Origin of the sequence: Burkholderia sp. 9775_39 (assembly GCF_015712225.1) — a bacterium.
Taxonomy (GTDB): domain Bacteria; phylum Pseudomonadota; class Gammaproteobacteria; order Burkholderiales; family Burkholderiaceae; genus Burkholderia; species Burkholderia cenocepacia.
In genome coordinates this window covers 21,714-44,192 of the sequence record NZ_JACCQC010000028.1, presented here as the reverse complement: position 1 = coordinate 44,192, position 22,479 = coordinate 21,714, and the positions used below count along the sequence as shown (strand labels likewise).

The following is a 22,479-nucleotide window of genomic DNA, read 5'->3' as shown; positions in this document are numbered from 1 at the left end:
AAAAAGCCCCGCGATTGCGGGGCTTTTTCGTTGCGGCGATCGATACGGCGGCGAACCGCCGCACACGATCAGGTGCCGCCGCTCGGCGTGTTGGCCGCCGTCAGGCGTTCGCCGCCGCCGGCATCGAGCCAGTTGCGCAGACGCGACGCGTCGGCGAAGCGCGAGTACTTGCCGAACGAATCGAGCAGCACCATCACCATCGGCCGGCCGTGGATCGTCGCCTGCATCACCAGGCACTCGCCCGCTTCGTTGATGAAGCCCGTCTTCTGCAGGCCGATGTCCCACGAGCCGTTACCGCGGATCAGCGCGTTGGTGCTGTTGTAGACCAGGTTGCGCTTGCCCGTGTACACCTCGTAGGTGCGATCGGTCGAGAACTGGCGGATCATCGGGTACTGGTACGCCGCATTGACCATCTTCACGAGATCGCGCGCGCTCGACACGTTCGAGCTCGACAGGCCGGTCGAATTCTCGAAGTGCGTGTCGGTCATGCCGAGCGACTTCGCCTTCGCGTTCATCGCCGCGATGAACGCCGGACGGCCGCCCGGGTAATAACGCGACAGCGCGGCGGCCGCGCGGTTTTCGGACGCCATCAGCGCGATGTGCAGCATGTCCTCGCGCGACAGCACCGAGCCGACCGACAGGCGCGAGCCCGTGCCCTTCTCGTAGTCGCGGTCTTCGTCGGTGACTTCGAGCTGGTCGGTCATCGGCGACTTCGAGTCGAGCACGACCATCGCCGTCATCAGCTTCGAAATCGACGCGATCGGCACGACCGCGTGCGAATTCTTGTCGAACAGCGGCTCGCCGGAATTCTGGTCGACGACGTACGCGACGCTGGAGCGCAGCGCGAGCGCGTCGGGCGTGTCGTGCAGGCCGAACGCCTGGCCGACCGTCGGACGGCGCGGCTGGAACGCGACCTTGCGCACCGCGCCGCGATGGCCGCCGTGCACGTTGTTCGCCGCGAGCGTCACGCGCTTTCGCGACGCTTTCGCGCGCGGCGCATCGGCCGCGGCGACCTTGGCGGATTTATCGGGGGTCGCCTTGGCCGACTTCTTCTTCGCTGACGAAGCAGGAGCGACGGCTTTTTTCTTGGCGGCTTGGGTCTTCGCAGTGGCGGCGAAGGCATCGGCAGGCGTGACGGACGCGGTGGTCGCCAGCAACGCGACTGCGACCGACACAGCCGTGCCGAGCGTCATGCTCTGCAACAATCTGCGCGGTGAAAACGATTCGGCTTTCATTGGGGTCTGGACAAAGCGGGCGGGAGGTTTCCGCAAGTGTAGTTAAAGCTGAAAAAAAGAGCAATATTAGGCACTTACCGATCGTCGTTAAACCGGAATGTAAGGGTCGGCCAACCTCCGGCCAATCGACCCTTCCGCTCCCATCGAAAAAATCCATGGGATGCACTGCCCGACAGCGCCCGTCTCCCGATTACCACACGGTTAATTGAGATAACGTCACTTCGGAGGCAATTTAAAGCGGGGAAAGTACGTATCCGGCGCTCGGCGTGCCAAAGGCGCCGGTCTCGACCGTGGCGGCGGCACGTCGCCACGGCACGCGCATCGAAACGGCGCGCTTTTCGACAGGAACAGAAGGATAACGTTCCATGGGCCTGTCAGGTTTACCTGTGCGTGATCATGGTGCGGCGCGCTTGCCCCGCCATCGTGCGCACCATCTGGGAACAGGCCTGAAACCGATTCCGAACGGCTACGATAACCCGTTGTTTTATCGATAATTTGTCGCGATTGTGCAACGCACAAAAAATACTTGACATCCGTTTTCTCTGCCCTAAAATAGGCCTCATTGCTGCGTTGCACAAAGCACGCATCGCCGAAGTTCCCCAGCGTAGTGCCCTTTACCCTGCGATCGACGCGATCGCTTTTCAGGAGCTTGACATGTCCTTGCTGACCCCCGAGCAAATCGCCGCCGCCCAGAAAGCCAACCTCGAAAGCCTGTTCGGTCTGACGACCAAGGCGTTCGAAGGCGTCGAAAAGCTGATCGAACTCAACCTGCAGGTCGTGAAGTCGACGCTGGCCGAGGGCCAGGAAAACGCGCAGCGTCTGCTGTCGGTGAAGGACGCGCAGGAACTGATCGCGCTGCAGGCGAGCCTGTCGCAGCCGGTCGCGGAAAAGGTGCTGTCGTACGGCCGTCACCTGTACGAAATCGCGTCGTCGACGCAAGCCGAATTCGCGAAGGTTGCCGAAGCGCAATTCGAAGAGCAGAACAAGAAGGTCCAGGCGCTCGTCGACAACGTCGCGAAGAACGCCCCGGCCGGTTCGGAAACGGCTGTCGCCGCACTGAAGTCGGCACTGAACGCTGCGAACACCACGTACGAAACGGTTCAGAAGGCCACGAAGCAAGCGGTCGAAATCGCTGAAACGAACTTCAACGCCGCTGCTGCCGTCGCAACGAAGGCTGCCACCGCCGCTGCCGCACGTCGTTCGAGCAAGCCGGCCGCGTAAGCGTCCCCTGCTCCTGAAAGAGCCGCGCCCAGCGCGGCTTTTTCGTTTCTGGCGCCGGAACATGGGGGCGTGGGCGAGCGGCAACGGCGCTCCGCCTTCTAGCCTGTCGCGCGCACACCAAAGAAAACGCCGCCGCCCGGATGATCCGGGCGGCGGCGTTTTTTTCGGGCCGGCGCGTGGCCGGCCGCGCCGTTCGCGTTACTTCTTGCGCTGCGGCGGCAGGTCCGTACAGACGCCTTCGTACAGCTCGGCGGCCATGCCGACAGATTCGCCGAGCGTCGGGTGCGGATGGATCGTCTTGCCGATGTCTTCCGCGTCCGCGCCCATCTCGACCGCGAGGCACACTTCGCTGATCAGGTCGCCCGCGTTCAGGCCGACGATCGCGCCGCCGATCACGCGATGGGTTTCCTCGTCGAAGATCAGTTTCGTGAAGCCTTCGTCGCGGCCGTTCGCGATCGCACGGCCCGAAGCGGCCCACGGGAACACGGCCTTGCCGTACTTGATGCCTTCGGCCTTGCACTGGTCTTCCGTCTTGCCGGCCCACGCCACTTCCGGATCGGTGTAGGCCACCGACGGAATCTGCAGCGCGTCGAAGTACGCCTTCTCGCCGTGCGCGGCTTCCGCGGCAACGTGGCCTTCGTGCACGGCCTTGTGCGCGAGCATCGGCTGGCCGACGATATCGCCGATCGCGAAGATGTGCGGCACGTTCGTACGCATCTGCTTGTCGACCTCGATGAAGCCGCGATCCGTAACCGCGACGCCGGCCTTGTCGGCACCGATCTTCTTGCCGTTCGGGCTGCGGCCCACCGCGACGAGCACGAGGTCGTAGCGCTGCGCTTCCGCCGGCGCCTTCTCGCCCTCGAACTTCACGTAGATGCCGTCTTCCTTCGCTTCCGCGCCGACCGTCTTGGTCTTCAGCATCACGTTGCCGAAGCGCTTCGCGTTGTACTTTTCCCAGACCTTCACGAGATCGCGGTCGGCGCCCATCATCAGGCCGTCCATCATTTCGACGACGTCGATCTCGGCGCCGAGCGTCGAGTACACCGTGGCCATTTCGAGGCCGATGATGCCGCCGCCGATCACGAGCATGCGCTTGGGCAATTGGCGCAGTTCGAGCGCGCCCGTCGAATCGACGACGCGCGGGTCTTCCGGCATGAACGGCAGCTTCACGGCCTGCGAGCCCGCGGCGATGATCGCCTGCTTGAACTTGACGACCTTCTTGCCGTTTTCGCCCTGCACTTCCATGTGGAACGGATCGACGAACGCGCCGACGCCGGTCACCACTTCGACCTTGCGTGCCTTCGCCATGCCGGCGAGGCCCGTCGTCAGCTTCTTGACGACGCCGCCCTTGAAGTCGCGCAGCTTGTCGAGATCGACTTGCGGCTTGCCGAACGTGATGCCGTGCGACGCGAGCGCCGCGGCTTCCTCGACGACGAGCGACGTATGCAGCAGTGCCTTCGACGGGATGCAACCGACGTTCAGGCACACGCCGCCGAGCGTCGAGTAGCGTTCGACGAGCACGGTCTTCATGCCGAGGTCGGCCGCGCGGAACGCGGCCGAGTAACCGCCGGGGCCGGCGCCGAGCACGAGCATGTCGCACTCGATGTCGGCCGCGCCGCTGTAGCTGCCGGCTTGCGGCGCGGGTGCCGGCGCGGCGGCCGGGGCCGGTGCAGCTGCTGCGGCCTTCGGCGCTTCGGGTGCTTTCGCGGGTGCGGGCGCGGCTGCGCCTGCCGATGCTTCGACGATGGCGATGACGGTGCCTTGCGAGACTTTCTCGCCGGCTTTGACCTTGACTTCCTTGACGGTGCCGGCGACGTCGCTGGGCACTTCCATGGAGGCTTTATCGGATTCGAGCGTGATGAGCGTTTGCTCTTTTTCGATCACGTCGCCGGGTTTCACGTTGACTTCGATGACATCGACGCCGCTGAAATCGCCGATATCCGGAACCTTGACTTCGATGAGACTCATGACTGTCCCCTTCTTGATTGACTGCAGACAGAGGGGGAGGAACCCGCGAAAGAACCTGACTACGGCCGGGCAAAAACCACAACCCTGGGCATGACCACCTTTGCCGTCCGCCCAAGGACGCGCCTTTCTTTTGGTTACTTTTCTTTGGAAGACAAAGAAAAGTGACCGCCGCCCCGCGCAGGGGCGACGCTAGCAGACCGTTAGCGCAACAGGTTCAACGAAAGGGCGTAGAGAACCAAAAACAAATCCACGCCCCCGCGAGCCACCTCCCCGCTCATCAAAGAATGATGCGACGGAAATCGCCGAGCAACGCGCCGAGATACGCATTGAACCGCGCGGCTTCCGCGCCATCGATCACGCGATGGTCATACGACAGCGACAGCGGCAGCATGAGACGCGGCACGAACTGCTTGCCGTCCCACACCGGCTTCATCTGTCCGCGCGACAACCCGAGGATCGCCACTTCCGGCGCGTTGATGATCGGCGTGAAGTTCGTCCCGCCGATCCCGCCGAGCGACGAGATCGAGAAGCAGCCGCCCTGCATCTGGTCCGGCTTCAGCTTGCCTTCGCGCGCGGCCTTCGACAGGTCGCTCATTTCCTTCGCGATGTCGACGAGGCCCTTCTTGTCCGCATCGCGGATCACCGGCACGACGAGACCGTTCGGCGTATCGGCCGCGAAACCGACGTGGAAGTACTGCTTGAACACGAGGTTGTCGCCGTCGAGGCTCGCGTTGAAGGTCGGGAATTTCTTCAGCGCGGCGACGACTGCCTTGATCACGAACGCGAGCATCGTGAACTTCACGCCCGCCTTTTCGTGCTCCTTGTTCAGCTGGACGCGCAGCGCCTCGAGCTCGGTGATGTCCGCTTCGTCGTTGTTCGTGACGTGCGGGATCATCACCCAGTTGCGATGCAGGTTCGCGCCCGAGATCTTCTTGATGCGCGACAGCGGCTTCGCCTCGAACGGGCCGAACTTCGAGAAGTCGACCTTCGGCCACGGCAGCAGGTTCAGCTCGCCGCCGCCTGCCGGCGCGGCTGCCGCGCCCGGCGCCGCGCGCTGGCCCGTCATCACGCCCTTCACGAAGCCCGTGACGTCTTCCTTCGTAATGCGGCCCTTCGGACCCGAACCCTGCACGCGTGCGACGTCGACGCCGAGTTCGCGTGCGAACTTGCGGACCGACGGCGATGCGTGGCTGGCGCGGTATTCGCCCGACGGCGCGGCGGCCGGGGCGGCGGCTGCCGGTGCCGGTGCCGGCGCAGCCTTCGCAGGCGCGGGCGCCGGTGCAGCGGCAGGCGCGGGCGCGGCAGCGGCCGGAGCCGGTGCGCTGGCCTGCGGTGCGGCAGCCGGTGCGCCGGCGGCTTCGAGCAGCACGATCAGCGTGCCTTCCGACACCGAATCGCCCACCTTGACCTTGATGTCCTTCACGACGCCGGCGGCCGGGCTCGGCACGTCCATCGTCGCCTTGTCCGATTCGAGCGTGACGAGCGACTGTTCCTTCTCGACCGTGTCGCCGACCTTCACGCCGATCTCGATCACCGGAACGTCCTTGTAGTCGCCGATGTCGGGCACCTTCACTTCGAGCGTGCCGCCGGATGCTGCCGGGGCGGCAGCGGGCGCAGCGGCGGCCGGCGCCGCTGCGGGAGCCGGCGCTGCTGCCGGCGCGGCCGCGCCGTTCGCCTGGGCGCCTGCGCCGCCTTCGAGCAGGACGATCAGCGAGCCTTCCGACACGGAATCGCCGACCTTGACCTTGATTTCCTTCACGACGCCGCCGACCGGGCTCGGCACGTCCATCGTCGCCTTGTCCGACTCGAGCGTGACGAGCGACTGCTCGGGCTCGACCGTATCGCCCACCTTCACGCCGATCTCGATGACCGGCACGTCCTTGTAATCGCCGATATCCGGCACCTTCACTTCGATCGCTTGACTCATCTGTTTCTGTCTCCATGGCCGCGCGCGCTCCTCGCGGGAGCGGCGCGCGGCATCACACGGCGTGTGCGTTAAACGGTCATCGGGTTGGGCTTGGACGGATCGAGGTTGTACTTGGCGATCGCGTCCGCGACCACCTTGCGCTCGATCGTGCCTTCGTCGGCCAGCGCGTTGAGCGCGGCGACGGTGACCCAGTGACGGTCGACCTCGAAGAAGTGACGCAGCTTCTCGCGGGTATCCGAACGGCCAAAGCCGTCGGTGCCCAGCACGACGAAGCGGCGATCGATCTGGCCACGGATCTGGTCGACCAGCGCACGGACGTAGTCGGTCGATGCGATGACCGGGCCCTGCGTGTCCTTCAGGCACTTCTGCACGTGCGACAGGCGACGCTCTTCGGTCGGATGGAGCAGGTTCCAGCGCTCGACCTCATGGCCTTCGCGCGCGAGTTCCGTGAAGCTCGGCACGCTCCACAGGTCAGCGGCGACGCCCCAGTCGTTCTTCAGCAGGTCGGCGGCGGCGATCACTTCGTTGAAGATCGTGCCCGCGCCGAGCAGCTGGACGCGCGGCGCCTTCTTGTCGGCGTCGGCCTTCTTGAACGCGTACATGCCCTTGATGATGTCGGCCGCCACGTGCTCGCCCTGCGGAATCGCCGGGTGCTCGTAGTTTTCGTTCATCACCGTGATGTAGTAGTACACGTCTTCCTGCTCCTGCACCATGCGGCGCAGGCCGTCCTGGATGATCACCGCGAGTTCGTAGCCGAACGTCGGGTCGTAGCTCACGCAGTTCGGCACCGAGGCCGCCCACAGGAGCGAGTGACCGTCTTCGTGCTGCAGGCCTTCGCCGTTCAGCGTCGTCCGGCCCGCCGTGCCGCCCAGCAGGAAGCCGCGCGAACGCATGTCGCCCGCGGCCCACGCGAGGTCGCCGATCCGCTGGAAGCCGAACATCGAGTAGAAGATGTAGAACGGCACCATGATCTCGCCGTGCGTCGAATACGACGTCGCCGCCGCGATCCAGTCGCACATGCCGCCCGCTTCGTTGATGCCTTCCTGCAAGATCTGGCCGGTCTGCGATTCCTTGTAGAACATCAGCTGGTCGGAATCTTCCGGCACGTACTTCTGGCCTTCCTGGTTCCAGATACCGATCTGGCGGAACAGGCCTTCCATGCCGAACGTACGCGATTCGTCCGGGACGATCGGCACGACGCGCTTGCCGAGCGCCTTGTCCTTCAGCAGGATGTTCAGGATCCGCACGAACGCCATCGTCGTCGAGATCTCGCGGCCTTCGCCCGTGCCCTTCAAGAGCGGCTCGAACGCGTCGAGCGCCGGCACCGGCAGCGACGTCGCCTTCTCGCGGCGGTGCGGCAGGTAGCCGCCGAGGTCCATGCGCTTCTGGCGCATGTATTCGAGTTCCTTCGAACCTTCCTCGAACTTGAGGTACGGCACGTCGGCGATCTGCTCGTCGGTGATCGGCAGGCGGAACTGGTCACGGAACTTCTTCAGTTGCTCGACCGGCAGCTTCTTCTGCTGGTGCGTGATGTTCATCGCCTGGCCCGACTCGCCCATCCCGTAGCCCTTGATGGTCTTCGCGAGGATGACGGTCGGCGCGCCCTTCGTGTTCGTGGCTTCGTGGAACGCCGCGTAGATCTTGTGCGGATCGTGACCGCCGCGGTTCAGCGCCCAGATGTCGTCGTCCGACCAGTCGGCGACCAGCGCCTTCAGTTCAGGCGTGTTGAAGAAGTGCTCGCGCACGTACGCGCCCGACTCCGACTTGTACGTCTGGTATTCGCCGTCGACGCACTCCATCATGCGGCGCATCAGCGCGCCCGACTTGTCGCGCGCGAACAGCGCATCCCAGCGGCTGCCCCAGATGACCTTGATCACGTTCCAGCCGGCGCCGCGGAATTCCGATTCGAGTTCCTGGATGATCTTGCCGTTGCCGCGCACCGGGCCGTCGAGACGCTGCAGGTTGCAGTTGATCACGAACACGAGGTTGTCGAGCTTCTCGCGGCTCGCCATGCCGATCGCGCCGAGCGATTCCGGCTCGTCCGTCTCGCCGTCGCCGAGGAACGCCCACACCTTGCGGCCTTCCGTCTTCGCGATGCCGCGCGACTCCAGGTACTTCATGAAGCGCGCCTGGTAGATCGCCATGATCGGGCCGAGACCCATCGACACGGTCGGGAACTGCCAGAAATCCGGCATCAGCCACGGGTGCGGGTACGACGAGATGCCCTTGCCGTCGACTTCCTGGCGGAAGTTGTCGAGCTGCTCTTCCGACAGACGGCCGAGCAGGAACGCGCGCGAGTACACGCCCGGCGACGAGTGGCCCTGCACGAACACGAGATCGCCGCCGTGCTGGTCGGACGCTGCGTGCCAGAAGTGGTTGTAGCCGACGTCGTAGAGCGTCGCGGCCGACGCGAACGACGCGATGTGACCGCCGACGTTCGTGTCCTTGCCTGCGCGCAGCACCATCGCCAGCGCGTTCCAGCGCGTGTACGAACGGATGCGGTGCTCGATGTCCTGGTCGCCCGGAATCTTCGCCTGGGCTTCGACCGGAATCGTGTTGATGTACGGGGTATTGGCGGAGAACGGCAGGTGTTCGCCGTGCATGCGGGCGAATTCGATCTGCTTTTCGATCAGGTAATGCGCACGGCCAGTGCCCACGGAGGAGATCACGCCATCGAGCGACTCCAGCCACTCGACGGTTTCTTGCGGGTCGTCGTCACGTTCGGCGGCGACATATTTCATCACTTCGTTCGGTACAGCGGACATTCTCGTCTCCTGGGTCCTGGAATGTGAGGATCGCTCTCGTGCAGACGACGCGACGCGGCCGGCTGCGGGCAAGCTCCAGCGGATTGTAATGAGCGTGGACGGGCCCGCGCAACAAAATTTTCGAATTGTGAGATCTTTTCTCGCAATGCGGAATATTGCTGCGCTGCACCCATATTTCGGGGCTCTCCGGCACGTCTCGTCGGAACAAAACCGTTTCCGTTCAACATATCCGGTATAGGTTTTCCATGTATTGCGCTGCGCTACAATCCTGCCATGTTGACCGATCGGCTTTTCGCACGCTCGGCGCGACCGCCGGGCCCGCCGGCGGAGTCGCAGCCGTCCCGTTGGCACCACGGACCGTGGTGGTCCAATTCCTATTTGCTGACGCCGCTGCTGTCGATCCTGGTGTTCCTCGTGGTGATGAGCCTCATCCTGTGGAGCCTGAACCGGCGCGAACAGCAGCAGCAGGAAGACACACTGTTTCGCAACGTCGCGTGGGCCCAGCAGCAGATCCGCCTGTCGATGACGGGCGCGCAGGAACAGTTGCAGGCGCTGTCGCGCGATCTCGCGTCCGGCCGTCTCGACCAGAATGCATTCCAGATGGCCGTCGCGGACGTGATGCAGACGCATCCGGAAATCCTTTACCTGAACTGGTATACGGCGCCCGGCGTGCAACGCTGGCCCACCGTGCATCCGCCGCTGCTCGGCCAGCGCCTCGCGAAGCCCGGCGACGCACAGATGCAGGACGCCGTGCGCGGCGCGTACGACGAGGCGCGCAGCACGCGCCGCCAGGCCTATTCGCCGCTGATCTACGACGACTTCGGTAACGGCTTCATCACGTTGCAGACGCCCGTGATGCGCGGCGACCGCGACTATCTCGGCTCGATCGCCGCGGTGTTCTCGGTCGAGGGCATCCTGAAGCACGACATCCCGCAGGAACTGTCGTCGAAGTACAAGATCTCGATCACCGATTCGAACAACCGCGAACTGTCGTCCACGTCGACGCGGCCGCGCCTGCCGCGCGACTCCCACTACGATCTGCCGCTCGACCCGCCCGGTCAGGGGCTGACGGTGCGCGTGTATGCGTTCCCGCAGCTCACCAACCTGACCAACAACACGCTCGTGTGGCTCGTCGCCGGCCTGTCGTGCTTCGTGCTGTGGAGCCTCTGGAGCCTGTGGAAGCACACGCGCCAGCGCTTCGAGGCGCAGCAGGCGCTGTATGCGGAAGCGTTCTTCCGCCGCGCGATGGAAAACTCGGTGCTGATCGGCATGCGCGTGCTCGACATGCACGGCCGCATCACGCACGTGAACCCTGCCTTCTGCCGGATGACGGGCTGGGACGAAACCGATCTCGTCGGCAAGGTCGCACCGTTCCCGTACTGGCCGCGCGACGCGTACCCGGAAATGCAGCGCCAGCTCGACATGACGCTGCGCGGCAAGGCGCCGAGCTCGGGCTTCGAGCTGCGCGTGCGGCGCAAGAACGGCACGCTGTTCCATGCGCGCCTGTACGTGTCACCGCTGATCGACAGCTCGGGCCGCCAGACCGGCTGGATGTCGTCGATGACCGACATCACCGAGCCGAAGCGCGCGCGCGAAGAGCTCGCGGCCGCGCACGAACGCTTCACGACGGTGCTCGAAAGCCTCGACGCCGCGGTGTCGGTGCTCGCCGCCGACGAAGCCGAGCTGCTGTTCGCGAACCGCTACTACCGCCACCTGTTCGGCATTCGTCCGGACGGCCACCTGGAGCTGTCGGGCGGCGGCTTCGACCGCGCGCAGGCGTCGTCCGACTCGATCGACATGGTCGACGCGTTCGCGGGGCTGCCGGCCGCCGCGCTGACGAGCAGCACCGCCGATGCGCAGGAGGTGTACGTCGAGAGCATCCAGAAGTGGTTCGAGGTGCGCCGCCAGTACATCCAGTGGGTGGACGGCCACCTCGCGCAGATGCAGATCGCGACCGACATCACGACCCGCAAGAAAGCGCAGGAGCTCGCGCATCAGCAGGAAGAAAAGCTGCAGTTCACGAGCCGATTGATGACGATGGGTGAAATGGCGTCGTCGATTGCTCACGAATTGAATCAGCCGCTCGCCGCGATCAACAACTACTGCTCGGGTACGCTCGCGCTCGTGAAGAGCGGCCGCGGCACGCCCGAGACGCTGCAGCCCGCGCTGGAAAAGACCGCGCAGCAGGCGCTGCGCGCGGGGATGATCGTCAAGCGGATCCGCGAATTCGTGAAGCGCAGCGAGCCGAAGCGCCAGCCGGCACGGGTCGCGGACATCGTCGCCGATGCGGTCGGGCTGGCCGAAATCGAGGCCAGAAAGCGCAGGATCCGGATCGTCACGGAAATCCTCGCAAGAATGCCTATTATTTATGTCGACCCCGTGCTGATCGAACAGGTGCTGATGAACCTGATGAAGAACGCAGCCGAGGCGATGGCCGACGTGAAGCCGGCGTCGGCGGACGGCGTGATCCGCGTCGTCGCCGACATCGATGCGGGCTTCGTCGACATCCGTGTGATCGACCAGGGCCCGGGCGTCGATGAAGCGACCGCCGAGCGCCTGTTCGAACCGTTTTACAGCACCAAGTCCGATGGCATGGGCATGGGGCTGAACATCTGCCGTTCGATCATCGAATCGCATCGGGGGCGTCTGTGGGTGGTCAACAACGTCGAGCCGGATGGCCGCATTTCCGGCGCGACGTTCCACTGCAGCCTGCCCATTGGGGAACCCGCTGATCTCGGCCAAGGGGGGCGCGAGGCATCGGCATCACATACCGTTACGGGAGAACTATGAATAGCCCTGTCACCACCACTCAGGAAACCGTCTTTGTCGTCGACGACGACGAGGCCGTACGGGACTCGCTGCGCTGGCTGCTGGAGGCGAACGGCTATCGCGTGCAATGCTTCTCGAGCGCCGAGCAGTTCCTCGATGCCTACCAGCCGGCGCAGCAGGCCGGCCAGATCGCGTGCCTGATCCTCGACGTGCGGATGTCGGGCATGAGCGGCCTCGAATTGCAGGAACGCCTGATCGCCGACAATGCCGCGCTGCCGATCATCTTCGTCACGGGTCACGGCGACGTGCCGATGGCCGTGTCGACGATGAAAAAGGGTGCGATGGACTTTATCGAGAAACCGTTCGACGAAGCCGAGCTGCGCAAGCTCGTCGAGCGGATGCTCGACAAGGCCCGAAGCGAAAGCAAGAGCGTCCAGGAACAGCGTGCCGCGAGCGAACGCCTGTCGAAGCTGACCGCGCGCGAGCAGCAGGTGCTCGAGCGGATCATCGCCGGCCGCCTGAACAAGCAGATCGCCGACGACCTCGGCATCAGCATCAAGACGGTCGAGGCGCACCGCGCGAACATCATGGAAAAGCTCAACGTCAACACGGTGGCCGACCTGCTGCGCCTCGCGCTGTCGAAGAAGCAGGCCTGAGCGGGTTCTCCGGCCGCGGCGGCACGGCCCGCCCGGCCCGCAACCGGTATTTGCCGCCCCGCGCGATGCGGCCCACTCGCGCGGCGGCGGCCGTTCCTCCCGGCGCGCACGCGCCGCGGCCATGACGCTTCCCGTTGATTCGCTGTCGGACGGCAGCAGGCGAACGGTATAATTACGTGCTTTGCTACGGCGCTTCGCGCGTCGTACGCCCGCATTCCAACTTCCCGGCAGGACCCACCACCATGACAGCCCTCCTCATCGACGGCAACGCCCTCTCGAAGACCCTGCGCGGTCAGGCCGCCGAGCGCGCCGCCGCACTGACCGCCCGCGGCCACCAGCCCGGTCTCGCGGTGATCCTCGTCGGCGAAAATCCGGCGAGCGAAGTCTACGTGCGCAACAAGATCAAGGCCTGCGAGGACAACGGTTTCTTCTCGCTGAAGGATGCGTACCCGGCCACGCTGTCGGAAGCCGACCTGCTCGCGCGCATCGACGAACTGAACCGCGACCCGAAGATCCACGGCATCCTCGTCCAGCTGCCGCTGCCCGCGCACATCGACAGCCACAAGGTGATCGAGGCGATCGCGCCGGAAAAGGACGTCGACGGCTTTCACGTCGCGAACGCCGGCGCGCTGATGACCGGCAAGCCGCTGTTCCGCCCGTGCACGCCGTACGGCGTGATGAAGATGTTCGAAGCGCACGGCATCGCGCTGCAAGGCGCGAACGCGGTCGTGATCGGCCGCTCGAACATCGTCGGCAAGCCGATGGCGATGATGCTGCTCGACGCCGGCGCGACCGTGACGATTTGCCACAGCAAGACGCGCGACCTCGCCGCGCATACGCGCGAGGCCGACATCGTGGTCGCCGCGGTCGGCAAGCGCAACATCCTGACCGCCGACATGGTAAAGCCGGGCGCGACGGTGATCGACGTCGGCATGAACCGTGACGACGCAGGCAAGCTGTGCGGCGACGTCGATTTCGCGGGCGTGAAGGAAGTCGCCGGCTACATCACGCCGGTGCCGGGCGGCGTCGGTCCGATGACCATCACGATGCTGCTGATCAACACGATCGAATCCGCCGAACGCGCCGCGGCCGCCGCGGCCTGACGCGCCACCCGCCCAGCCGGCGCGCGCTTCCGTGCGCCGGTGTCTCGCCAGCCGCAATCGCCCGGCTGCATCGCGCCAGCCGGCGCGCCTCGCTGCGCATCCGACCCTGCGTCAATCGCGTCATTAGAAACTAACGATTGGAAAGCGCACGATGCGCCCCAATAATGTCGGTATCGGGCGCGTTCGCGCGCCGCCGCCGTTACCCTTTTCATCCCGGTTCATCCGGCAACAGACAGGGAGTCTTATGTCCGCCAGCGCCAACACCAATCCGCTCCTCGACTTCTCCGGCCTGCCCCGTTTCGGCGAGATCCGCCCGGAACACGTGACGCCCGCGCTCGATACGCTGCTCGATGCCGCCAGCCGCGCGGTCGAAGCCGCGAGCGCGAGCGACACGCCGTCGACGTGGGCCGCCGTCGTTGAGACGGTCGAGCGGGCCACGGAGCCGCTCGGCCGCGCATGGGGCATCGTCGGCCACCTGAATGCGGTCGCCGACACGCCCGAACTGCGGGCTGCGTACGGTGAAAACCTGCCGCGCGTGACCGAATTCTGGTCGAGCGTCGGCCAGAATCTCGCGCTGTACGAAAAGTACAAGGCGATCGCCGCGAGCGCCGAATACGCGACGCTGTCGGCCGAGCGCAAGAAGATCCTCGACAATGCGCTGCGCGACTTCCGCCTGTCGGGCGCCGAGCTGCCGGAGGACCAGAAGCCGCGCTTCGCGGAACTGCAGGAACAGCAGGCCGCGCTGTCGAAGGCGTTCTCCGATCACGTGCTCGACGCGACCAACGCGTACGCGTACTTCGCCCACGACGAAGCCGAGCTGGCCGGCCTGCCCGGCGACGCGATCGAGGCCGCCCGCGAAGCCGCGCAGAAGGACGGCAAGGAAGGCTGGAAATTCACGCTGCATTTCCCGTCGTACTTCCCGGTGCTGCAGTACGCGGACAACCGCGCGCTGCGCGAGACGCTCTACCGCGCCTATGCGACGCGCGCGTCGGAGCTCGGGCCGCAATACGGCGACGGCAAGGCCGAATGGGACAACACGGCGATCGTCGCCGACGAGCTGAAGCTGCGCCGCGAAGAGGCGCAGATGCTCGGCTACCGCAATTTCGCCGAAGTGTCGCTCGCGCCGAAGATGGCCGAATCGCCGCAGCAGGTGATCGCATTCCTCGAGGATCTCGCGACGCGCGCCCGCCCGCACGCGGACAAGGACTGGGACGAACTGCGCACGTTCGCCGCGAAGGAGCTCGGCCTCGCCGAACTCGCCCCGTGGGACGTCGCGTACGCGGCCGAAAAACTCCGCCAGCAGCGCTATGCGTTCTCGGAAAACGAGGTCAAGCAGTACTTCCCGGAACCGGCCGCGCTGAAGGGCCTGTTCACCGTCACCGAAACGCTGTTCGGCGTGCGGATCAAGCCGGACGACGCGCCGGTGTGGCACAAGGACGTGCGCTTCTTCCGCGTCGAGAACCGCGACGGCTCGCTCGTCGCGCAGTTCTACCTCGACCTGTACGCACGCGAAGGCAAGCGCGGCGGCGCGTGGATGGACGACGCGCGGTCGCGCGCGAAGCGCGGCGGCGACGTGCAGACGCCCGTTGCGTACCTGACCTGCAACTTCTCCGCGCCGGTCGGCGGCAAACCCGCGTGCTTCACGCACGATGAAGTCATCACGCTGTTCCATGAATTCGGCCACGGGCTGCACCACATGCTCACGCGCGTCGACGAGCTCGGCGTGTCGGGCATCAACGGCGTCGAATGGGATGCGGTCGAACTGCCGTCGCAGTTCATGGAAAACTTCTGCTGGGAATGGGACGTGCTGTCGTCGATGTCGTCGCACGTCGACACGGGTGCGTCGCTGCCGCGCGAACTGTTCGACAAGATGATCGCCGCGAAGAACTTCCAGAGCGGGCTCGGCACGCTGCGCCAGATCGTGTTCTCGATGTTCGACATGCTGCTGCACGTCGACTTCGACCCGGCCGGCACCACCGGCGTGACCGCGTTCGCACGCGAGATCAACGAGCGCTATCACGTGATCCCGCAGGCGCCGTTCTCGCGCTGGCCGAACACGTTCAGCCACATCTTCGCGGGCGGCTATGCGGCCGGCTACTACAGCTACAAGTGGGCCGAAGTGCTGTCGGCCGATGCGTACGCGGCGTTCGAGGAAGCGGCCGCCGCCAGCGGCAGCGTGCTCGACGCGGCAACCGGCACGCGCTATCGCCGCGAAATCCTCGAGGTCGGCGGCAGCCGTCCGGCGATGGAATCGTTCAAGGCGTTCCGCGGCCGCGAGCCGCAGATCGACGCGCTGCTGCGCCACAACGGGATGGCCGCGTCCGCGCACTGAGCGCGCGTAGCCCGGCTCGTCCGGCCGCATCGACAGGCACCGCTCCGGCGGTGCCTTTTTTCATGGCGCGGGCGTGCCGTCGCCCACTTCGTCGTCGAACAGCAGGAATTGCCCGTGGCGCTCGGCCGTGTCCTCGTCGATGCGCACGCCGACGCCCAGCAGCCGAACCGGCTGCGCGCGCCGCAGCAACCCCTTCGCGAGCAGCGTGACGGCCGTCTCGGCGTTGGTCGCATCGGCCACGCACTCGACCGTCGTGCGCTGGAAATCGGCGAAGCGGATCTTCACGTACAGCTTGCGGATCGACCGCACGGCGCCCGCGCGCTCGATCCGCGCGTCGAGTTGCACGACGAGGCGGCGGATTTCGTCCGCGCATTGCTCGAGCGTCGTCAGGTCGGTCACGTAGGTCGTCTCGACGCTGACCGACTTGCGCTCCTGGTCGGCCTGCACCGGCCGCTCGTCGATCCCGCGCGACAGCTGGTACAACCGCCGCCCGAACGCGCCGAACTCGCGGTGCAGGTCGATCAGCGGCCAGTCGCGCAACTGCGCGCAGGTCTGGATGCCGAGCCGGTCGAGCCGCGTGGCCGTCACCTTGCCGACGCCGTGCAGCTTGCGCACCGGCAGCGCCGCGACGAACGCATCGATCTCGTGCGGCCGCACGACGAACAGCCCGTCGGGCTTGTTCCAGTCGGACGCGATCTTCGCGATGAACTTGTTCGGCGCAACGCCCGCCGACACGGTTACGCCGACCGTCTCGCGCACCCGCTCGCGGATCTCGCGCGCAATCAGCGTCGCACTGCCCTGACAACGTTCGGACCCGCTGACGTCGAGATAGGCTTCGTCGAGCGACAGCGGCTCGACGTCCGGCGTGTAGTCGCGATAGATCGCCATGATCTGCCGCGACGCCGCGCGATACTTGTCCATCGCGGACGGCAGGATCAGCAGGTCCGGACACTTGCGCATCGCCAGCGCCGACGACATCGCCGAATGTACGCCGTAGCGCCGCGCCTCGTAGTTGCAGGTCGCGATTACGCCGCGCTGGTCGGGACGGCCACCGACCGCGAGCGGCCGGTTGCGCAGCGACGGGTCGTCGCGCATCTCGACCGACGCGTAGAAGCAGTCGCAGTCGCAATGAATGATCTTGCGCATGCGCGGCGGCGCGTCGCCGGGCGGCGGCGCGTGCGGATCGGCAGGCGGAATGGTGGTCGGGCTCACGGTGCCGATACTGTACAAAAACACAGTGCCGGTTTCAACTGCCGCGTGCGGCCGAAGCCGGCCGCCCGTAGCCGGCCATGCGCAACCGGCTGCGCCGTACCGGCCCGGTTCGCGCGGATCGTACCGGCCGGGCACGGGCAGCGACACCTATACTCGTCTGCCGCGAGACACGAAACGCAAAGGTGACGGATGAAGACGATCGGACTGATCGGCGGCATGAGCTGGGAATCGTCGGCCGAGTACTACCGGATGATCAACCGGCACTCGAAGGCATTGCACGGCGGGCATCACAACGCGAAGAGCGTGCTGGTCACGGTCGACTTCGCCGACATCGAAGCGCTGCAACGCACGCACGACTGGGCCGCGCTCGGCGAGCGGATGGCCGACGCCGCGCGGCAACTCGAAGCAGCGGGCGCCGACCTCGTCGTCCTGACGACCAATACGATGCATCGGGTGCACGACGCGATCGAGGCCGCGGTGGCGCTGCCGTTCCTGCACATCGCCGATCCGACCGGCAGCGCGCTGCGCGCCGCGGGCGTCGAGCGCGTCGCGCTGCTCGGCACGCGCTACACGATGGAGTTGCCGTTCTACGCGGCGCGGCTGTGCGAGAAGTTCGGGCTCGACGTGCTGGTGCCGGACGAACCCGGGCGCGACGACGTGCACCGGATCATCTACGACGAGCTGTGCCACGGTGTCATCTCGACGCAATCGCGCGCGACATACGTGTCGATCATCGACGCACTGGCCACGCGCGGCGCACAGGCGGTGATCCTCGGCTGCACGGAAATCACGCTGCTGATCGGTGCGGACGACTCGCCGCTGCCGGTATTCGATACGACCGCGCTGCATGCGAAAGCGGCCGTCGAGTGGGCGGCGCGCTGAACGACACACGCCGTCGCGTACCGACACGCGTCGCCGAATGGCATCGCCGCATTGTTTCGTGCGCCGGGATTCACTCTCCCGACGTACGCGTCGCGGCTCGCCCGACGCCCTGCTCTCGCCCGTCACGCGGGGCCCGGCACGAACGACCCGCGCATCACGCGCCCGGTTCACACGGACGCGTCGACACGACGGCTTGTCCCTTGGTAATAAAGTGACTGCAAATTGGTACGCGAGCAGCGCCACCGCAATCGACGCTGCTCGTCGCGGTCTCTTTTTCCACCAACGGGAAACAGGAACATGAAAAGACTCAGCACCGTATTCGGCGCGCTGCTCGCCGTGTCGGCCACGCTCAACGCGCATGCCGACCCGAATATCGCCGCATCGGCCGCCACGACGCCCAGCGACGGCTTCGATCGCATGACGTGGGACATCACGCCTGAAGTCGTGCCGACCGAGGTCAACGCCAGCTACTACTGGGCCAACCAGTTGTCGTCGCAACATGGCGGGCACGCGATGTACACCGGCATCCAGCCGCGCACGCGCGGCACCAACGTGGTGATCTTCAGCGCGTTCGGCACCGGCACGGCGCCGCTGTCGGCGAATTGCCGCGGCGGCGCCGACGGCGGTTCCGGCACGTCGTGCTCGATCGCCTACCCGTGGAAAACCGGCCGTGCGTATCGGCTGCAGGTCACCGTGACGCAGGCCAATCGCAGCGACGGGCGCTCGACCGTCGACGGCTTCATCACGGACGTCGCCACCGGCGCCACGACGCCGATCGGCAGCATCGCGGTGCCGGCGGACTGGGGCGGCCTGTCGAGTTCGGCTTACCTGTTCGACGAATACTTTCCGTTCAATGCTGCGTCGAAGGACCCGATGCAGCGGCCATGCGTGCCGTACGCGCGCTACATGACGTCGCTGCCGCATTTCTACCTGAAGGAAGTGGACTACCCGACGACCGAGCGGTCGATCCGGCTGAATACGGGGAAGGACAAGTGCGCGGTGCTGTCGGGCACGCCGAACGCGCGGGCCACGCTGGTCAACACGACGACCTATCAGCTCGAGAACGGCTTCCTGCCCAGGAGCCCGGGCGCGCCGAAATAACAGGCGGACGCGGAAAACAAAAAACCCGGCACGGAGCCGGGTTTTTCGTGGACGAAGTGCGCATCGGTCAATTGCGCCGCACATCGTCTGGTGTGCTTGGTTGCGGGGACAGGATTTGAACCTGTGACCTTCGGGTTATGAGCCCGACGAGCTGCCAGACTGCTCCACCCCGCGTCAGAGAAATAAATTATAGGGTGAGGAAGTACTCACGTCAATACTTTTGTCACAATTTCCGGTTCTGCTGCCCGAGCGGCGATGCGTGACACATGCGCGAGCCTGCATGACCTTGTGCGTTCGCACCCCATGCTCGCGGTAAGATGGCGGCCTTCGCATTCACGCCGCACGCACCCTCCCGTTCATGAAAATCGCCACCTGGAACGTCAATTCGCTCAACGTCCGCAAACAGCACGTGCTCGACTGGCTCGCGCAAAGCGGCACCGACGTACTGTGCCTGCAGGAGCTGAAGCTGCCGGACGAGAAATTCCCGCGCGCCGATCTCGAGGCGGCCGGCTACCGCAGCTGGTTCACGGGCCAGAAGACCTACAACGGTGTCGCGATCCTCGTGCGCGACACGCTCGTCGTCGACGAATCGGACGTCGTGCGCAACATCCCCGGCTTCGACGATCCGCAGCAGCGCGTGATCGCCGCGACGGTCGACGGCGTGCGCATCGTGTCCGCCTACTTCCCGAACGGCCAGGCGCTCGACTCCGACAAGTTCGTCTACAAGATGCAGTGGCTCGACGCGCTGCAGGCGTGGCTGCGCACCGAGCTGCAACGCTACCCGAAGCTCGCGCTGCTCGGCGACTACAACATCGCGCCGGAAGACCGCGACGTGCACGATCCGGCGAAATGGGAAGGCCAGAACCTCGTGTCGCCGCAGGAGCGCGCGCACTTCGCGCAGCTGATCGAACTCGGCTTCGTCGATGCGTTCCGCCGCTTCGAGCAGCCCGAGAAAACCTTCACGTGGTGGGACTACCGGATGATGGCATTCCGCCGCAACGCGGGGCTGCGCATCGACCACATCCTGCTGTCGCCGGAACTCGCGGCGACCTGCGCGTCGTGCGAAGTCGATCGCACGCCGCGCACGTGGGAGCAGCCGTCCGACCACACGCCCGTCGTCGCGATCGTCGGCTGATCTTCCGGCCCGCGCGCGATCAGCGCCGCGCGGGCGCCGGCCCGAGATGGGCCCACAGGAAGCCGAATTCGGCCGCATCGGCTTCCGCGCGTTCGAGATCGTCCGCGCTGCCGTGGCCGCCGTCGGTGTTCTCCCAGTACCACACCCGTTCGTGACCGAGCGCCTGCATGCGCGCCGCCATCTTGCGCGCATGCGCGGGATGCACGCGGTCGTCGCGGGTCGACGTCGTCAGCAACAACGGCGGATACACGACCCCTTCGCGCACCCGGTGATACGGCGAATACGCGGCCAGCGCCGCGCCTTCGCGCGGGTCGTCCGGGTCGCCGTATTCGTCGAGCCATGCGGCGCCCGCGTGCAGCTTCGGATAGCGCTGCATGTCCAGCAGCGGCACGCGGCACAGCACCGCGCCGAACAGCTCCGGCCGCTGCATCATGCACGCGGCGACCAGCAGCCCGCCGTTGCTGCCGCCCTCGATCCCGAGCTGGGCGGCACTCGTCACGCCGGTCGCGGCCAGATCCTCGGCGACCGCGATGAAATCGTCGAACGAACGCTGACGATGTTCACGCTGCGCGTCGGTGTGCCAGCGCGGCCCGAATTCGCCGCCGCCGCGGATGTGCGCGAACGCCATCACGCCGCCGCGTTCGAGCCATCCGATGCCGAACGCATCGCTGTAGCCCGGCAGGTTCGGGATCGCAAAACCGCCATAGCCCGACAGCAGGCATGGCCGGGCGACGCGCGCCCCGCCCGGCGGTGCGTCGAGCGCATCGCGCGGCCCGATCAGCGTGTACGGCACCACCGTGCCGTCCCGCGAACGCGCGCTCGCGCGGCGGACGACCAGCCCGGCCGCGTCGAACTGCACCGGCGGCCGGTCGAGCAGCACGCGGCGCGACGGCGCATCGTCCGCGCGATCGGCCAGATCGGCCAGCCAGCATTCGGGCGGATCGAGATAGGTGTCGACGTCGACGTACACCTCGTCGTTCAGCGTCGACTCGACGGGCTCGACGTCGATCTGCGCATTGCCCGGCCAGTCGAACGGCCGCGCATCCCATGTCCACGACCCGTCATCGGCCTGCCGCGGCTGCCACAGCATCGTACGGTTGTGCACGTCGTCGAGCCAGCTCGCGATCAGCGTCGTGCGCGTGTGCGTCCACGTACAGGCGGATGTGGTCGGCCGCGGTGCGAACAGCGTCGTGAATTCGCGCGCGCCGGCGAGGAACGCCTGCTCGCGAATCGCCAGCAGCGAGCCGCCCGCGTGGCGCACACCGTCGCAATCCCAGTCGAGGCGCGGCTCCAGCACGAGCCAGCCTTCCCAGAACCCGACCTCGACATGCGTCGGCACGTCGTAGCGCGCCCATTCGCCCGCGTCGGTCAGCCGGTACGCGTGCGCGTCGAAGAAATCGACGCTGCGCCACGCAACGTGGCGGCGGTCGATCGGGTCGTACCATGCACCCGCGCTGATGTCGTCCGGCTCGCCGCTGAACACGACGGGCGCGTCGGCGAGCGCCGTGCCGCGCACCCAGCGCCGTGCTTCATACGGATAACCGGCCGCGGTCGCATGCGCTTCGCCGCGATCCCAGCTCACGTACACGGTGTCGCGGTCGATCCAGCCGACCGTGTGATGGCCCGGCGCGTCGATCGTGAAGCCGCCGTCCACGAACCGGCGCTCGACGAGATCGAATTCGCGCACGACGACCGCATCGGCGCCGCCCGGCGACAGCGACAGCAGCACGCGATCGCCGTCCGGATACAGGATCGCCTCCTGCTCGAACACCCACGACTCGCCCTCTTCGGCGCCGAGCGCGTCGACGTCGAGCAGCGTCTCCCACGCAGGTTGGCCGGCACGCCAGTCGGCCCAGCGCGTGCGGCGCCACAGTCCCTTCGGATGAAGATCGTCCTGCCACAGGTCGTACGCCCAGTCGCGCCAGCGGGTCGGAATCACCGGGCGTTCACGCGGCAGATACGCTTTCGCGAGACGCGCGGTCAGCGCGCGATAGGCATCGTCGTCGCGCAGCGCGGCGCGCGTACGCGCATTCTGCTCGTCGACCCACGTGCGGGCGCGCTTGCTGTCGAGCGCTTCGAGGAAACGGAACGGGTCGGCCCCGGCGGGCCAGCGGAAGGATTCGGACATGGAGGATCGGCGGAATGGCAAGCTGCATGCAAACCGCGATTATGT

15 protein-coding genes and 1 tRNA gene are annotated in these 22,479 nt (G+C 66.1%); 8 read left to right on the top strand and 8 right to left on the bottom strand.

What is annotated here, in order from left to right; genetic code table 11:
* Positions 1 to 68: 68 nt before the first annotated feature.
* Positions 69 to 1,235: a D-alanyl-D-alanine endopeptidase gene (gene pbpG / locus H0X90_RS28885; RefSeq protein ID WP_006481981.1), complete on the bottom strand. Its 1,167-nt coding sequence runs from the start codon at positions 1,233 to 1,235 to the stop codon at positions 69 to 71.
* A gap of 232 nt (positions 1,236 to 1,467) precedes the next feature.
* Positions 1,468 to 1,602: a hypothetical protein gene (locus tag H0X90_RS36090; protein WP_256858327.1), complete on the bottom strand. Its 135-nt coding sequence runs from the start codon at positions 1,600 to 1,602 to the stop codon at positions 1,468 to 1,470.
* 287 nt (positions 1,603 to 1,889) lie between these two features.
* Here H0X90_RS36090 and H0X90_RS28880 point away from each other — a divergent pair, with 287 nt between their 5' ends.
* Entirely contained in the window at positions 1,890 to 2,456 is a 567-nt protein-coding gene (locus tag H0X90_RS28880; protein ID WP_006481973.1) for a phasin family protein, read from the top strand.
* Positions 2,457 to 2,654: 198 nt separating this feature from the next.
* Here H0X90_RS28880 and lpdA read toward each other — a convergent pair whose 3' ends face one another.
* From lpdA to aceE, 3 genes are all read right to left on the bottom strand, one after another.
* On the bottom strand, positions 2,655 to 4,424 hold the full coding sequence (gene lpdA / locus H0X90_RS28875) for a dihydrolipoyl dehydrogenase (RefSeq protein WP_006481971.1): 1,770 nt from the start codon (positions 4,422 to 4,424) through the stop codon (positions 2,655 to 2,657).
* Positions 4,425 to 4,701: 277 nt separating this feature from the next.
* A complete protein-coding gene (aceF, locus tag H0X90_RS28870; RefSeq protein ID WP_077188724.1) occupies positions 4,702 to 6,351 on the bottom strand; it encodes a dihydrolipoyllysine-residue acetyltransferase in 1,650 nt (549 codons plus the stop codon).
* Between the two features lie 68 nt (positions 6,352 to 6,419).
* Positions 6,420 to 9,116, bottom strand: a complete 2,697-nt coding sequence (gene aceE / locus H0X90_RS28865; protein ID WP_006482558.1) for a pyruvate dehydrogenase (acetyl-transferring), homodimeric type — start codon at positions 9,114 to 9,116, stop codon at positions 6,420 to 6,422.
* 273 nt (positions 9,117 to 9,389) lie between these two features.
* Between aceE and fixL the strand changes: the two genes are divergently transcribed.
* The 4 genes from fixL (at position 9,390) to H0X90_RS28845 (ending at position 15,976) form a co-directional block, all read left to right on the top strand.
* Complete coding sequence (gene fixL, locus H0X90_RS28860) at positions 9,390 to 11,906, top strand: oxygen sensor histidine kinase FixL (protein ID WP_012492712.1); 2,517 nt, start codon at positions 9,390 to 9,392, stop codon at positions 11,904 to 11,906.
* Positions 11,903 to 12,541, top strand: coding sequence for an oxygen response regulator transcription factor FixJ (gene fixJ / locus H0X90_RS28855; RefSeq protein ID WP_006493245.1), 639 nt, complete (start codon positions 11,903 to 11,905; stop codon positions 12,539 to 12,541). The genes fixL and fixJ overlap by 4 nt, the downstream gene beginning before the upstream one ends.
* A gap of 242 nt (positions 12,542 to 12,783) precedes the next feature.
* Complete coding sequence (folD, locus tag H0X90_RS28850; RefSeq protein WP_006482550.1) at positions 12,784 to 13,644, top strand: bifunctional methylenetetrahydrofolate dehydrogenase/methenyltetrahydrofolate cyclohydrolase FolD; 861 nt, start codon at positions 12,784 to 12,786, stop codon at positions 13,642 to 13,644.
* A 244-nt stretch (positions 13,645 to 13,888) separates the two neighbouring features.
* A complete protein-coding gene (locus H0X90_RS28845) occupies positions 13,889 to 15,976 on the top strand; it encodes a M3 family metallopeptidase (protein WP_006496800.1) in 2,088 nt (695 codons plus the stop codon).
* A 60-nt stretch (positions 15,977 to 16,036) separates the two neighbouring features.
* Here the strand turns inward: H0X90_RS28845 and dinB are convergent, their stop codons facing one another.
* Complete coding sequence (dinB, locus tag H0X90_RS28840) at positions 16,037 to 17,212, bottom strand: DNA polymerase IV (protein WP_006496799.1); 1,176 nt, start codon at positions 17,210 to 17,212, stop codon at positions 16,037 to 16,039.
* A 165-nt stretch (positions 17,213 to 17,377) separates the two neighbouring features.
* Between dinB and H0X90_RS28835 the strand changes: the two genes are divergently transcribed.
* Entirely contained in the window at positions 17,378 to 18,070 is a 693-nt protein-coding gene (locus H0X90_RS28835; protein ID WP_077188723.1) for an aspartate/glutamate racemase family protein, read from the top strand.
* A 297-nt stretch (positions 18,071 to 18,367) separates the two neighbouring features.
* On the top strand, positions 18,368 to 19,171 hold the full coding sequence (locus tag H0X90_RS28830; protein WP_077188721.1) for a DUF3472 domain-containing protein: 804 nt from the start codon (positions 18,368 to 18,370) through the stop codon (positions 19,169 to 19,171).
* A gap of 97 nt (positions 19,172 to 19,268) precedes the next feature.
* Here H0X90_RS28830 and H0X90_RS28825 read toward each other — a convergent pair.
* Positions 19,269 to 19,345: transfer RNA gene (locus tag H0X90_RS28825), tRNA-Met, on the bottom strand.
* Positions 19,346 to 19,529: 184 nt separating this feature from the next.
* Here H0X90_RS28825 and xth point away from each other — a divergent pair.
* Positions 19,530 to 20,306 carry an exodeoxyribonuclease III gene (gene xth / locus H0X90_RS28820; RefSeq protein ID WP_034201544.1) on the top strand — a complete coding sequence of 259 codons (777 nt, stop codon included), beginning with the start codon at positions 19,530 to 19,532 and terminating at the stop codon, positions 20,304 to 20,306.
* Between the two features lie 19 nt (positions 20,307 to 20,325).
* Here xth and H0X90_RS28815 read toward each other — a convergent pair whose 3' ends face one another.
* Positions 20,326 to 22,434, bottom strand: a complete 2,109-nt coding sequence (locus H0X90_RS28815) for a prolyl oligopeptidase family protein (protein WP_077188720.1) — start codon at positions 22,432 to 22,434, stop codon at positions 20,326 to 20,328.
* Positions 22,435 to 22,479 lie beyond the last annotated feature (45 nt).